The organism is Microbacterium hominis (genome assembly GCF_013282805.1).
In the GTDB taxonomy this organism is placed as follows: Bacteria; Actinomycetota; Actinomycetes; order Actinomycetales; family Microbacteriaceae; genus Microbacterium; species Microbacterium hominis_B.
Genome location: NZ_CP054038.1, coordinates 3,362,191 through 3,374,798 on the forward strand (window position 1 = coordinate 3,362,191; position 12,608 = coordinate 3,374,798).

General features: G+C 72.2%; 11 protein-coding genes. 4 read left to right on the forward strand and 7 right to left on the reverse strand.

The genetic code is table 11. The annotated features are described in order from the left end of the window. Positions 1-46: 46 nt before the first annotated feature. On the forward strand, positions 47-1,690 hold the full coding sequence (gene pgm / locus HQM25_RS15175; protein ID WP_172990986.1) for a phosphoglucomutase (alpha-D-glucose-1,6-bisphosphate-dependent): 1,644 nt from the start codon (positions 47-49) through the stop codon (positions 1,688-1,690). Positions 1,691-2,147: 457 nt separating this feature from the next. Next, a complete protein-coding gene (locus tag HQM25_RS15180; protein ID WP_172990987.1) occupies positions 2,148-3,050 on the forward strand; it encodes a PmoA family protein in 903 nt (300 codons plus the stop codon). A gap of 490 nt (positions 3,051-3,540) precedes the next feature. On the opposite strand, the gene HQM25_RS15185 is transcribed toward HQM25_RS15180, so the two are convergent. The 4 genes from HQM25_RS15185 to HQM25_RS15200 are packed head-to-tail and all read right to left on the reverse strand — an operon-like array spanning position 3,541 to position 6,346. Continuing rightward, the gene (locus HQM25_RS15185) at positions 3,541-4,272 is read right to left on the reverse strand and encodes an anti-sigma factor (RefSeq protein ID WP_172990988.1); all 732 of its coding nucleotides are present in this window, start codon (positions 4,270-4,272) and stop codon (positions 3,541-3,543) included. Continuing rightward, the gene (locus tag HQM25_RS15190) at positions 4,259-4,813 is read right to left on the reverse strand and encodes an RNA polymerase sigma factor (protein WP_172990989.1); all 555 of its coding nucleotides are present in this window, start codon (positions 4,811-4,813) and stop codon (positions 4,259-4,261) included. Before HQM25_RS15190 ends, HQM25_RS15185 begins: the two co-directional genes overlap by 14 nt. Positions 4,814-4,835: 22 nt before the next feature. Beyond that, a complete protein-coding gene (locus tag HQM25_RS15195) occupies positions 4,836-5,516 on the reverse strand; it encodes a class F sortase (RefSeq protein ID WP_172990990.1) in 681 nt (226 codons plus the stop codon). Further along, a complete protein-coding gene (locus HQM25_RS15200; RefSeq protein ID WP_172990991.1) occupies positions 5,513-6,346 on the reverse strand; it encodes a DUF4397 domain-containing protein in 834 nt (277 codons plus the stop codon). Before HQM25_RS15200 ends, HQM25_RS15195 begins: the two co-directional genes overlap by 4 nt. Before the next feature lie 210 nt (positions 6,347-6,556). On the opposite strand from HQM25_RS15200, the gene HQM25_RS15205 reads away from it, so the two are divergent. Continuing rightward, complete coding sequence (locus HQM25_RS15205) at positions 6,557-7,150, forward strand: fasciclin domain-containing protein (protein WP_172990992.1); 594 nt, start codon at positions 6,557-6,559, stop codon at positions 7,148-7,150. A gap of 95 nt (positions 7,151-7,245) precedes the next feature. Here HQM25_RS15205 and HQM25_RS15210 read toward each other — a convergent pair whose 3' ends face one another. Next, complete coding sequence (locus HQM25_RS15210; RefSeq protein ID WP_172990993.1) at positions 7,246-8,196, reverse strand: phytanoyl-CoA dioxygenase family protein; 951 nt, start codon at positions 8,194-8,196, stop codon at positions 7,246-7,248. A gap of 129 nt (positions 8,197-8,325) precedes the next feature. On the opposite strand from HQM25_RS15210, the gene HQM25_RS15215 reads away from it, so the two are divergent. Continuing rightward, the gene (locus HQM25_RS15215) at positions 8,326-9,066 is read left to right on the forward strand and encodes a helix-turn-helix domain-containing protein (RefSeq protein WP_172990994.1); all 741 of its coding nucleotides are present in this window, start codon (positions 8,326-8,328) and stop codon (positions 9,064-9,066) included. Positions 9,067-9,100: 34 nt separating this feature from the next. Here the strand turns inward: HQM25_RS15215 and HQM25_RS15220 are convergent, their stop codons facing one another. Next, positions 9,101-11,221, reverse strand: coding sequence for an alpha-galactosidase (locus tag HQM25_RS15220; protein WP_254359392.1), 2,121 nt, complete (start codon positions 11,219-11,221; stop codon positions 9,101-9,103). Positions 11,222-11,228: 7 nt separating this feature from the next. Continuing rightward, positions 11,229-12,557 carry an ABC transporter substrate-binding protein gene (locus tag HQM25_RS15225; RefSeq protein ID WP_172990996.1) on the reverse strand — a complete coding sequence of 443 codons (1,329 nt, stop codon included), beginning with the start codon at positions 12,555-12,557 and terminating at the stop codon, positions 11,229-11,231. Positions 12,558-12,608: the final 51 nt, after the last annotated feature.

Genomic DNA, 12,608 nt, shown 5'->3' on the forward strand with positions numbered 1-12,608 from the left:
CGACATTTCCCGGCGCGGCCGGGCACCGGGATGACAGACTGAGCGCATGAGTCGCGCAGGACAGCCCGCCGAAGCATCCGACCTCATCGACATCGATGAGGTGATCAACGCCTACTACGACCGCAGACCCGATCCCTCGATCCCCGAGCAGCGCGTCGCCTTCGGCACCAGCGGACACCGCGGCTCGAGCCTCTCGTCGAGCTTCAACGAGGTGCACATCCTCGCGACCACGCAGGCGATCGTCGACTACCGCGCCGCGCAGGGCATCACCGGCCCGCTCTTCCTCGGCCGCGACACCCACGGCCTCTCGCTGCCCGCCGAGCGCACCGCGATCGAGGTGCTCGTCGCCAACGGCGTCGACGTGCGCGTGGATGCACGCGACTCGTACGTGCCGACGCCCGCGCTCTCCCATGCGATCCTCACCTACAACAAGGGCCGGGATGCCGCCGACCCCGGTCGTGCGGACGGCATCGTGGTCACCCCCAGCCACAACCCGCCCCGTGACGGCGGCTTCAAGTACAACCCACCCCACGGCGGACCCGCCGACACCGACGCGACGGGGTGGATCGCCGACCGCGCCAATGTGCTCATCGCCGCGGGCCTCGACGGCGTCAAGCGCACCCGCTACGCCGACATCGACGGCGACAGCCTCGGCGAATACGACTTCCGCGACGCGTACGTGCGCGACCTCGCGAACATCATCGACGTCGAGGCGATCCGCTCCGCGGGCGTGCGCATCGGCGCCGACCCGCTCGGCGGCGCCTCCGTGGACTACTGGGCGCTCATCGCCGAGGTGCACGGGCTCGACCTCACGGTGGTCAATCCCGACGTCGATCCGACGTGGCGGTTCATGACCCTGGACTGGGACGAGAAGATCCGCATGGATCCGTCGTCACCTTCGGCGATGGCATCCCTCGTCGCCCGCCGCGACGAGTACGACATCCTCACCGGCAACGACGCCGACGCCGACCGGCACGGCATCGTCACCCCCGACGCGGGGCTGATGAACCCGAACCACTACCTCGCGGTCGCGATCGAGTACCTGTACTCGCACCGCCCCGGGTGGAGCGCCGATGCCGCCGTCGGCAAGACACTGGTGAGCTCGATGATCATCGACAAGGTCGTGGCCGCGCTCGGCCGGAAGCTGCTGGAGGTTCCGGTGGGCTTCAAGTGGTTCGTGCCCGGACTGCTCGACGGCTCGGTCGCCTTCGGCGGCGAGGAGTCGGCCGGCGCCTCGTTCCTGCGCACCGACGGCTCGGTGTGGACCACCGACAAGGACGGCATCCTGCTGTGCCTGCTCGCCGCCGAGATCCTCGCCGTGACCGGCAAGACCCCGTCGCAGCGATACGCGGAGCTCGATGCCGAGTTCGGAGCCTCCGCCTACCAGCGCGTCGACGCCCCGGCATCCCCCGCGCAGAAGGCGGCGCTGTCGAAGCTCGCCCCCGAGGCCGTGTCGGCGACCGACCTCGCCGGCGAGCCGATCGTGGCCAAGCTCTCGCACGCCCCGGGCAACGGTGCAGCGATCGGCGGGCTCAAGGTGCAGACCGAGCACGCGTGGTTCGCCGCGCGACCGTCGGGCACCGAGGACGTCTACAAGCTCTACGCCGAGTCGCTGCGCGGCCCCGAGCACCTCGCGCAGGTGCAGGCCGAGGCCCGCGCGGTCGTCGCGGAGGCCCTCGGCGGCGCCTGAGGTCCCGCGGGCGCTCGGAGACCCTCGGGGCGCCCGCCCACGACCACACGTTCGCGCCACGTCGCGGCATCCGCGCCACCCCGCGGCATCCGCGCCACACGTTCGCGGCAGGTCGCGGCATCCGCGCCACGTCGCGACACCCCCGACCACACGTTCGCGCCACGTCGCGGCATCCGCGCCACCCCACGGCATCCGCGCCACACGTTCGCGGCAGGTCGCGGCATCCGCGCCACGTCGCGACACCCCCGACCACACGTTCGCGCCACGTCGCGGCATCCGCGCCACCGATATCTGCAGCGGATGCCTCAATGTGCCGCGCGCGTCACGGACACGCGAGCGCAGGCGGACTCGACTCGACCGGAACGGAGTGGATGCTCCGCCCGGCCGCGCGATCCTGATCAGGGATCGACGGGCCGACCGGGAAGCGCTTTCCAGCGATCTGCGCCAGAATGGACGCGTGGCCGACTTCACCCTCCGCACGACCGACACCGATCTGACCGTCACCGCCGCGGGCGTCGACATCGCGCAGTACGCGTTCGACCCGGGCGGGCCCGCGTCGGAGGGCCCGAAGCCTTACTTCCACCCCGTGCGGGCGCTCGACGGCGCGCCGCTGACCGCCCTGCGTCCGTGGGACCACCGCTGGCACAAGGGCCTGCAGATGACGTGGACCTCCGTGTCGGGGCAGAACTTCTGGGGCGGGCCGACGTACGTGCAAGGCACGGGGTACACGCCGCTCGAGAACGTCGGTCGCATGCGCCACGACGCGTTCGCCGACGTGGTGGATGCCGGACCGGCAGCGTCATTCACCGAGCGGCTCACGTGGATCACGCAGGCGGGCGACGAGTGGATCGCCGAGGCGCGCACCCACCGCTTCCACGGTCTCGACCTCGACCGCGGGCTCTGGATGCTGGACTTCGACACCACCCTGCGCAACGTGAGCGACCGCGACCTCGAACTCGGCAGCCCCACCACCAACGGCCGCCCGAACGCGGGGTACACCGGCTACGTCATCCGGATGCCCCGCGCCTGGACGGGCGGCCGCGTGCTGTCGGAGGACTCCGACGACGCCGAGGCGCTCATGGGCGCCCAAGCGCCGTGGCTCGCCTTCTCGGGCCAGCACGACGAGGCCGACGGCGGAGGCACGGTGATCGCCTACGCGGGGCGGTCCACCGGCATCCCGCCCATCAAGTGGTATGTGCGCAGCGAGCCCTTCCCGATCATGAGCCCGTCGGCCTCGTTCGACGAGCCGATCATGCTGGCGCCCGGCGCCGAGGTCGCGCTGTCGCACCGGCACGTGTTCATCGACCGCATCCTCGACACCGACGCGACCCGGGCGCTCGCCGCCGAACTGGCGCCGTAGCGACGGCGCGGCGACTCGCGCGGTGGCTCGCGCGGTGGCGCGCCCTTGCCGAGAACAGGTGATCCGGCGGAGACAGGCCGGGCGCGGCATCCATCGTCCTGTCCTCGGCAGATCACCTGATCTGGGCAACGCGGCGGGCAGCGCGGCAACCGGGCGGGCAGCGCGGCGACCGCCTGCGCGGCGACCGGGCGGGCAGCACGGCAACCGGGCGGGCCGCGCGGCGACCGCCCGCGCGGCGGCGCGGTCTTGCCGAGAACAGGTGATCCGGCGGAGACAGGCCGGGCGCGGCATCCATCGTCCTGTCCTCGGCAGATCACCTGATCTGGGCAACGCGGCGGGCGGGGCAACGCGCAACGCAGGGCAACGCGCAACGCAGGGCAACGCGCAACGCGGGACAACACGCGGGGCCAGAGCGGCGACGCGCGCGACGCGGCGCGACGTCGCGACGCCGCAGTGGCGGCCGCTCGACGTCGCCCCGGCGCGGCAGCGTCTACACCTGGTCGAGCTCCCCCCGCACGATCGAGTCTCCCGAGTGCGCGGGGTCGCCGTCGATCGGCTCGACCGACACGTCGACGAGGCTGTACTCGGCGAGGTCGACGCCGTCGGGGATCGCGAACGACCCCGTGTCTCCCTCGAGCACCCCGAGGCTGATGAGCGCCCCGGCGTCGTTGCGGATGAGCCACACCTCGCGGTACGTGTCGGGCACAGCGTCGCTGCCCACCGTCACCACGAGCCGGCGCGCGCCGTCGCGCGACTCCTCGACATCGGCCGTGCCGGTCGCACCCGGGTGGTCGGGGAACGGATCCAGCGCGGCGGTGGCGATGGATGCCGGGCTCAGCGAGCTCGTGACGACCCAGGCTCCGATCCCGACGCCCGCGACGAGCACGAGCGAGGCGGCGAGCGCCCACATCGTGCGCATCCGCCCGCGACGCGGTGCAGCGTCGTCATCGGCCGCGGTCGTCGGCGGCGCCTCCGCCGGGGCCTGCGCAGGATGGGCCGGATCGATGCCGAGCTCGTCGGCGATCGCGCCCCACACCCGGTCGGGCGGCGATTCGAGGTCGCCGTCGGCGACCACGGTGCGCGCGACCTGCACGGTCTCCTGCAGCTCGGCGAGCTCGGCCGCACAGGCCGGGCAGGAGCGCAGGTGTGCGCAGTCGGCCAGCGAGGCCACCGACTCGCCGAGGGCGAGAAGGGCCATCTGTTCGGGGTCAAGGTGCGACATGGGAGACCTCCAATCTGTCGCGCATGCGGGTGAGACTTCGTCGGATGTGGCTCTTGACGGTGCCGAGGGGCATATCGAGCCGTTCGCTGATCTCGACGTGGGTGAGATCGTCGAAGAACGCCATGCGCACCACGGTCTGCGCATCGGGTTCGAGCTGTTCGATCTCGTTCGCGACCAGCAGCGTGTCGGCGAGATCGGGGGGTTCGCGCACGAGGTCGTCGGGGCGGGTGGTGCGCAGCACCTCCTCTTCGACGGCGCGCACGCGGGCGCGGGCTTCGTGGGCGTCGGCGATGCGCCGCCGCGCGATCACCATGAGCCACGTCGAGAGCTTCGCCTTGCGGGCGTCGAAGGAGGCGCGCGAAGTCCACGCGGACACGAACGTGCGCTGGGTCACGTCTTCGGCGTCGCCGCGGTCGCCCAGCGAACGCAGTGCGAGCGTGAACACCACCGGCGACCACCTCCGGTACAGCTCGGCGAGCGCGCGCTCGTCGCCGCGGCGGAACCGCTCGGCGAGCTCCGCGTCGGGACCTTCATCGACCATGTGCTTGCGTCTTCCTCGTCGCTCATGCCGGTCGCGCGACGGCGACCACGTTGTCACGGTAGCGGCCGGTGGCCGCGTCGAACGGACCGCCGCACGTGATGATGACCACGGCGGGGGCGCCCTCTCGGGCGAATATGTCGTCGACCGGCAGGTCGGTCTTCGGGTAGTACGTCACGGACTCCACGATGTACGACCGGGCCTGCCCGGTCTCGTCGGTGAGCGAGACGGCGGCGCCGGGTGCCACCTCCCGCAGCCGGGCGAGCGGGCCGATCGGGTACTGCGGGGCATCCACGTGGGCCGACAGCACGATGTGCCCGGAGGTCGACGGGGCGTCGGGGCCGAAGCGGTACCACCCGGCCACGGCGGGGTCCACCGGCAGCGCCATCTGCGTGCCGTCCACTCCGACCGGCTCGACCGGCATGTCGACGCCGATCGCGTCCAGCCGCAGTCGGCTGGGCGCGACAGGTGCCGCCACCGGCGCGAGCGTGCTCGAGACGACCGGAACGTCGACGGCGGGCGTGGGCGCCGCAGTCGGCGTGGGGGTGGGGGTGGATGCCGGTGGCTGCGGTGCCGCGGTCGTCGGGGCTCCGCACCCCGCCAGCAGCACACCTGCCGCCACCAGCGCGGCGGCGAGCGGCGCCGCCGCGCCCGCGATGCGGGCCCGGCGGCGCCTCTCCCGTCCCCAGTGGGTGGCCGCGATCATGCGCGGTCGGCGGCCTCTCGACGACGGCTGACGAGCACACCGGTCACGGCGGCGGCGGCGACGATGGCGCCGACCCCGACGATCCACAGCGCGGTCATCTGCGTGTCGCGCTCGGCCAGGTACCCGGCGGTGCCGGAGGGCACGCCGTCAGGGCTCGAGTGCATGCCGGTCACGTTCTGCACGGCGAGAGCGAGGTTGCCCGCCTCGGCGCTGCCCCACGCGTAGACGATGGTGAGGGCGCCTTCGCTGACCGTCACATCAGCCGGGCCGATCACCGGATCGGTGGTGCCCTCGAGCGCGACGGCGGCCTCGATGGTGCCCGCGGCCAGGTCGAGGCTGGATTCCTCGGGGTTCACCAGACCCGTGATGACGGGCGAGCCGCCCGCGAGGATGTCGACGGCGGGCGCGGCCGCGACGTGGCGCACCGTCAGGCGGCCCTCTCCGGCCGCGGTGGCCGAGGTGTCGTTGACGAACGGCGTGAGGGTCGGGTCGCCGCCTTCGCTCAGGTGGGCGACGGCGGTGTAGTTCATTCCGGCCTCGAGCGTGAGCGTCGCCGGTCCCAGCACGGGCGAGCTGGCGTCGGCCGCGTCGGTGGCGGTGAGCGCGACCTCGTAGTCGCCGGCGGCGAGTTCGAGCGGGCCGGCCAGGTCGCCGGGGGCGAAGTCATCGAGTGTGAGTTCCCCGTTGACGTAGACGTCGACCGGGGTGTCGGGGATGCCGTGAAGAACCGAGAGCATCGCGGACTCTGCGGTGCTCGCAGAGGCGGGCACGGCGAGGCCGAATGCGGCCACGAGGCCGGCGGCGATGCCGGCGGCGGTTGTCTTGCGCATGTGTCTCCTCCTGATCTCAGCGGATGGTGTCCGCTTCGGGACGCCACCGGTTGGTGCCGTCACAGGGTTCCTTCCGCCCATCGCCGCGGCGCGGATGCACCCGCATCGAATTGACTCTCGATCGTGCCGGCTGCATCCGCGGCGCCGGGTGGGGCGGAATACCCCTGTGCCGGCATCCACCGGCACATCGGTCACCGAAGGAGATGAGCAATGAAGAAGACCCCGAAGCTGGTCCTGGCCGCAGCCGCAGCCACCGCGCTCGTGCTCGGCATCGCGCCGGCCGCCCAGGCCTCCGGCGGGAGCGCGCCGGGCTCGATCGTCGACGTCGCGGTCGCCGCGTCGGGCGGAGGCACTCCCGACGCCAACCCGGCGGACTACGACATCCTCGTGCAGGCGCTCATCGCCACCGGACTCGATGCGGCACTGGCCGACACGAGCCAGACCTACACGGTGTTCGCCCCGAACGACCGCGCGTTCCTGCGGCTGGTCGGCGACCTGACCGGCTCGATGCCGGCTTCCGAGGCCGATGCGCTGGCGACCATCACGAGCAGCTTCACCGGGGAGCAGATCTCGAACGTGCTGCTCTACCACGTGGTGGCCGGACGCGAACTCGGGCCGGTGAAGGTCATCACCTCGAAGTCGCTCACGATGGCCAACGGCGGCATCGTCAAGCCCCGCGGCATCAACCTCCGCGACGAGACGCCGGCGCTCGCCGACCCGCGTCTGGTGATCCGCGGACTGAACATCGACGCCTCCAACGGCGTCATCCACACCATCGACCGGGTGCTCGTGCCCGCGATGTGAGGCTTCCGAGACGGCTGACCCAGTATCAGCCGGGGCGGGGAGGATGCCCGTCAGCAGCGCCCGCTCGTCGTGCGGCGGGCGCCGCATCCTCCCCGTCACCCATCGCCCCGCGGGAGCGCCCCCGCGGGGCGATGTTCTGCCGCCGGCACGCTGCCGGCCGAGCAGTACGAACCGGGCGAGTGCACGCCGTGCGCGATGCGCAGCTCCTCGGCGTCGTCGAGCCCGGCCGCCGGCCGGAAACGCTCCGACGGCGCCCACGCGAAGCCCTGCTCGCCGGGGTGTCGCTCGGCCCACGCGCGCAGGGCCACCGGCAGCAGGCGCATGCGCCGGTCGATCCACCCGGCGTCCCACGGCCCTTCGTCGACGATCTGCTCGGCGGCCCGGAACTCGTAGTAGACCGTGCGGCGCAGATCGCCGCCGGAGGTCGGCTCGGAGCCGTGCACGATCATGACGTCGTGCACGAGCACGTCCCCGGGCTCCATCTCCACCTGCACCACACCCGGCGCATCCCAGCCGTACTCGTCGCGCAGCGCGCAGATGTCGACGGGTCGGCGCTGCGAACCGGGTGCGACGCGCAGGGCGCCGTTTCCGATGCGGGACGCGTCGAGGTACACGTCGATGTTGAAGATGCGGTGCGTGCGAGGATGCACCGCGTCCTGGTGCCACTCGATCGGCGCGCCGTCGCCGGCCGCCTTGAACACGAGCGACTCGTATGTGGGCACGAAGGAGTCACCCGCGAGACTCGCGGCGATGCCGAGGATCGCCGGGTCGCCGAGCAGCTCGAGCGAGGCATCCTCCCCCTTCGCGTGCAGGTAGTTGACCCGGAACAGCACGTCGCGCTCTCCGCGGCGGGCGAAGTTGTAGTCGGGGTCGTCCCCCGCTGCGCGGGCGCTCGCCTGTCCGTCCGCGATCCATCGATCGGATGCCCGCTGCAGCCGCTCCAGAAGATCGGCGGGCACTCGGTCACGCAGCACCAGGTATCCGTCGCGGTCGAAGCTCGCCACCTGCTCGTCGGTCAGCAGGTGGGGCGCCAGGGTCGATTCCATGTCATGTCCTTTCCACGCTCGACGCTACGTGCGAGAATTCCGTGATTGTTACGCGCAAGGAGCGGATAAGTCCTGATTTCACACAACGACAGCTTCGGCCTGGCCTGCTGGAGCGGAAGCACGCGCGAGATGGCCGATGCGCATCGCCACGACGATCTGGAGATCAACCTGTCTGCGCACGACCTCGACTACGTGATCGGCGGGCGGGTCGTGTCGATCCCGGCGCAGCGGCCGGCGGTGTTCTGGGCGGGGCGCCCGCACCAGCTGGTGGGCGGAGGCGGCGGCACCGCCACCTGGATCACGATCCCCACCCCCGTCCTCCTGTCGTGGGGCGCCGGCCGGGAGGCGCTCAGTCGGCTGCTGGGCGGCGAGGTCATCGTCGGGTCCGCCGCCATGACCGTGAGCTCGGAGTCGACCGAGCGCTGGGGGCGCGAACTCGCCGCGGATGACGCGGCGGCACGCCGGCCGGCGGCGCTCGAGATCGAGGCGCTGCTGGCCCGGCTCCTCCAGGTCGCCCCCGCCGTCCCCGTCGAGCGTCCGGCAGCGGGCATCGACCGCGCCGGCGAGATGGCGCTGTTCATCGCCGCTCACCTCGGTCGGGCGATCGGTGTCGCCGAGGTCGCCGCGCACGTTCGTCTGCATCCGCAGTCGGCCACACGCGTCTTCCGGGAGGCCACCGGCGTCACGATCTCCGAGTACCTCCTGCAATGCCGGATCTCCGAAGCGCAGCGGCTGCTCATGACTGGCGACGAACCGGTGGATGCCGTGCGGGTGCGCGCGGGGTTCGGGTCGTCGTCGGCCTTCCACGCCGCGTTCCAGCGGGCGACCGGGAGCACGCCGCTGGCCTTCCGGCGCGCGCGCTCGGGCTGACCCGCGCGCGGGGCGTCTCCGCGGTCGATGCGACTCAGAGCCGCGTGAACTCCAGCAGCAGGAGCTGCTCGGGTGCGAGCAGCGGCATCGGCAGACCCGTCTCGGCCAGCAGTCGCCCGGGCAGCTCGATGCCACCGTCGCGGTACCACGGCGGATCCTGGTCGGCGATGATGCGCGGCCCGTCCGCGATCGGCACGGGCGCTACCCGGTAGCGGGCGTCGGCGTCGAGTCCCGGGAATCGGAGGGCGGGCGGCAGCGCCGCGGCGGGCGTGTCGACCGTCGCCACCGAGAAGAGCGCCTCGGAGCGGTCGTGGGCCACGACCCCGTGCGCGACGACCGCGGGATCATCGGTGTCGATCCGCACGACACGGCCGGAGTGCAGCAGATCCCGCCTTCGGCGGTACTCATCCGCCCACGCGGCGAGCTGCGCCCGTTCGCCCTCCGAGGTCTGCGCGACGTTCCACTCGATCCCGGCGCTGCCGAACAGCGCCGTGCCGAGGCGGAACGACGTCGCCGCGGTGCGCCCGGTGGTGTGGGCCTCCGGCGCGCCGACGTGCGCCCCGAGGTACTCGGGCGGCAGCAGGAGGGTCGTCCACGCGTGGATGCGCTGACGTTCGACCGGATCGTTGCAGTCGCTCGGCCACACGCGATCGACGTGCGGCAGCATCCCGATATCGAGGCGGGCGCCCCCGGAGGCGCAGGATTCGATCTCCACTCCCGGATGGGCAGCGCGCAGGCGATCGATCAGGGCGTACACCGCCGCGGTCTGCGCGTGGGCGCGCGCGTGCAGCAGGTCGCGGTTGTGGTCCCATTTCAGGAACGCGATGTCGTAGGTGCGCAGCAGCGCGTCGAGGCACTCGAACACGTGGTCCGCGGCGCCGGGTGCGCTGAGATCCAGTGCGCGCTGGAACCGCCACTCGAGGTCGCCGCCACGACCCAGCATCCATTCGGGGTGCTCCCGGGCGAGTGCGGAGTCCGCGCTGATCATCTCGGGCTCGACCCACAGACCGAACTGCATGCCGGCGGCGTGGACGCGCTCGACGAGCGGTCCCAGCCCCTGCGGCCACACCTGCGGATCGACCGTCCAGTCGCCGAGGGCCCGGCGATCGTCGCGGCGCCCGAGGAACCAGCCGTCGTCGAGCACGAATCGCTCGACCCCGACCTCGGCGGCCGCGGCGATGAGCGGCTCGAGCTTCTCCAGCGACTGGTCGAAGTAGACGGCCTCCCACGTGTTGAGGGTGAGCGGCCGAGGGCGCGGCGGCGGCGCCTGCCAGGAGCGCACCCACGCGTGCGTGCGATCGGAGATGCCGTTGAGCCCCTCGGCGGAGTACACCGCGACGCTCCAGGCGCCGGTGTGCCGGCGCCCGGCATCCACGACCACCTCGCCGGGGGCCAGCAGCTCCTGCGCGGCGAGGGTCGACGGACCGAGCGCCGACCGCTCGGCCCACACGGCCGTGTCGCCGCTCCAGGCGGCGTGCACCGCCCACACCTCGCCGGCCTCGAAGGAGAACCCGGGGGTGCCGGCCGCCAGCACGAAAGCGTTGTCGTGCCCGCCGCGGCCGTGGCGGGATTCGCGCGCGTGGATGCCGTCGCGCAGGGGCCCGCGGATCGGGCGGCGCTCGCGCGCCCACAGGCCGGTGAAGTCGAGCAGGTCGCCCGCCCGCGCCGGGATCGGGAGGAGGATGCCGGCGGCAGCGAGATCCAGCGGTTCGACACCGTCGTTGTGCACGGTGGCGCGCGAGCGCAGCAGTCCCTGTGCGGTGAGCTCGAGATCGAGCTCCACTGTGACAGCCGCCTCGTCATCGCGCACGGTCATCCGCAGCGCCGAGGCCTCGGCGCGATCCTCGCGACGCTCCCTCACGGCGCGCAGCCGCGGGGCGCGGGCCGCCCGGGCCGCAGGAGTGTCGCCGCGCCGGGAGAACTGCAACGCGGGGCGGCCGGTCCAGCCGTCGCCGAGCCCGGCGGCCAGCGTCAGCCGGAACGGCACGTCGATCGACGACGGCGGCACGGCGGGAGTGGATGCCGCGGCCAGCGCGGCGAGGTCTTCGTCGTCGAGCGGGCCGAGGTCGCGCCCCCAGTGGAGCACGACCGGCACGCCCGCGCCGCGGGCGTCGACGACGACGCTGACGCCCGCGGCACGGAGGTGATGGATCACGCGGAGGTCACTCCGCGACGGGGATCGACGCGGCCTCGAGCGCATCGATCGTGGACTGCTGTCCGTTCTCGAGCGCGTCGGCGAGGGTCTGCGACCCCGACACGGCCGACTTGAAGCCGTCCGACACGTCGGCGTAGGTCTGCGTCATGGTCGGGCCCCACACGAAGTCGGGGCTGACCTGGGTCGCGGCCTCGGCGAACACGTCGTAGATGGCCTGGCCGCCGTAGAAATCGACGCCCTCCTTCAGCACCGGCAGCTCGAGCCCGGCCGTGGTGGCGGGGTAGATCTGCGCGGTCGTGTTGAGCGAGGTGAGCGCCTCTTCCGAGGTGTTCAGCCAGAGCGCGAACTTCGCGGCCTCATAGAGGTGGTCGGTTCCGTTGAAGACCGCCACCGAGGAGCCGCCCCAGTTTCCGGCGGCGGCGCCGCCCTGCTCCCATTGCGGGGCCAGTGCGACCGACCAGTTGCCGGCGGTGTCGGGCGCCCCGCTGAGGATCGAGTTGGCGCCCCACACGGCCGAGTTCCAGGTCCAGACCTCACCCGAGTTGTAGGCGTTGTTCCACTCGTCGGTCCACGCCGGGTAGGTCGCGACCAGGTCGTTCTCGATGAGGTCCTGCCAGTAGTCGGCCACCATCACCGAGGGATCGCTGGTGAGCTCGACGTCCCACGCGTCGCCGTCGTTGGCGAACCACTCGCCGCCGGCCTGCCAGACGAAGCCGGCGAACTGGTTGATGTCGGTCTGCGAGAAGTTGGTGATGTAGCCGCCGAGCTCGCGGATCTGCACCGCCGCCTCACGGTACTCCTCCCACGTGGTCGGAACCTCGATGCCGTTCTGCTCGAACAGGTCGGAACGGTAGAACAGGCCCATCGGGCCCTGGTCCTGCGGCACGCCGTAGACCTCGTCGTCGGTGCCGAGGGTGACCTGGCCCCACGTCCAGTCGAGGAACTCGTCCTCGGCGGCCATGACGTCCTCGCACGCGGCGAGATTGGCGAGGCCGTCCTGCACGCGGAAGTTCGGCAGCGCGTCGTACTCGATCTGGCCGAGGTCGGGGGCGTTTCCCGCCTCGAGCTGGTTGAAGAAGTTCTGGTAGGTGCCGGCGTTGCCCGAGGGGCCGGTCTGAACCTCGACCTGGATGTCGGGGTTCTCCTCGTTCCACATGGCCACGGCGTCCTCGATGCCGGGGATCCACGACGTGAACGCGAGCGTGACGTCTTCACCCGCGGGCTCGCAGGAGCCGGCGGCGGCGCCGTCGTCGGAGGAACCGGCCGCGCAGCCCGCGACGGTGAGTGCTGCGGTCGCGAGCAGGGCTGCGGTGACCGCTCGTTTGCTGTTTCGCATGGTGTCTCTCTCGTGATGGTGGTGGGGGTGGACCGTCCGACGGACGCGGAC

Excerpts from the sequence above, each read along its gene's own strand:
- HQM25_RS15215 (WP_172990994.1), top strand. The coding sequence starts at position 8,326 with ATGGCCGATGCGCATCGCCACGACGATCTGGAGATCAACCTGTCTGCG.
- HQM25_RS15205 (WP_172990992.1), top strand. The coding sequence starts at position 6,557 with ATGAAGAAGACCCCGAAGCTGGTCCTGGCCGCAGCCGCAGCCACCGCG.
- HQM25_RS15225 (WP_172990996.1), bottom strand. The coding sequence starts at position 12,557 with ATGCGAAACAGCAAACGAGCGGTCACCGCAGCCCTGCTCGCGACCGCA.
- HQM25_RS15195 (WP_172990990.1), bottom strand. The coding sequence starts at position 5,516 with ATGATCGCGGCCACCCACTGGGGACGGGAGAGGCGCCGCCGGGCCCGC.
- HQM25_RS15185 (WP_172990988.1), bottom strand. The coding sequence starts at position 4,272 with ATGTCGCACCTTGACCCCGAACAGATGGCCCTTCTCGCCCTCGGCGAG.
- pgm (WP_172990986.1), top strand. The coding sequence starts at position 47 with ATGAGTCGCGCAGGACAGCCCGCCGAAGCATCCGACCTCATCGACATC.
- HQM25_RS15190 (WP_172990989.1), bottom strand. The coding sequence starts at position 4,813 with ATGGTCGATGAAGGTCCCGACGCGGAGCTCGCCGAGCGGTTCCGCCGC.
- HQM25_RS15200 (WP_172990991.1), bottom strand. The coding sequence starts at position 6,346 with ATGCGCAAGACAACCGCCGCCGGCATCGCCGCCGGCCTCGTGGCCGCA.
- HQM25_RS15210 (WP_172990993.1), bottom strand. The coding sequence starts at position 8,196 with ATGGAATCGACCCTGGCGCCCCACCTGCTGACCGACGAGCAGGTGGCG.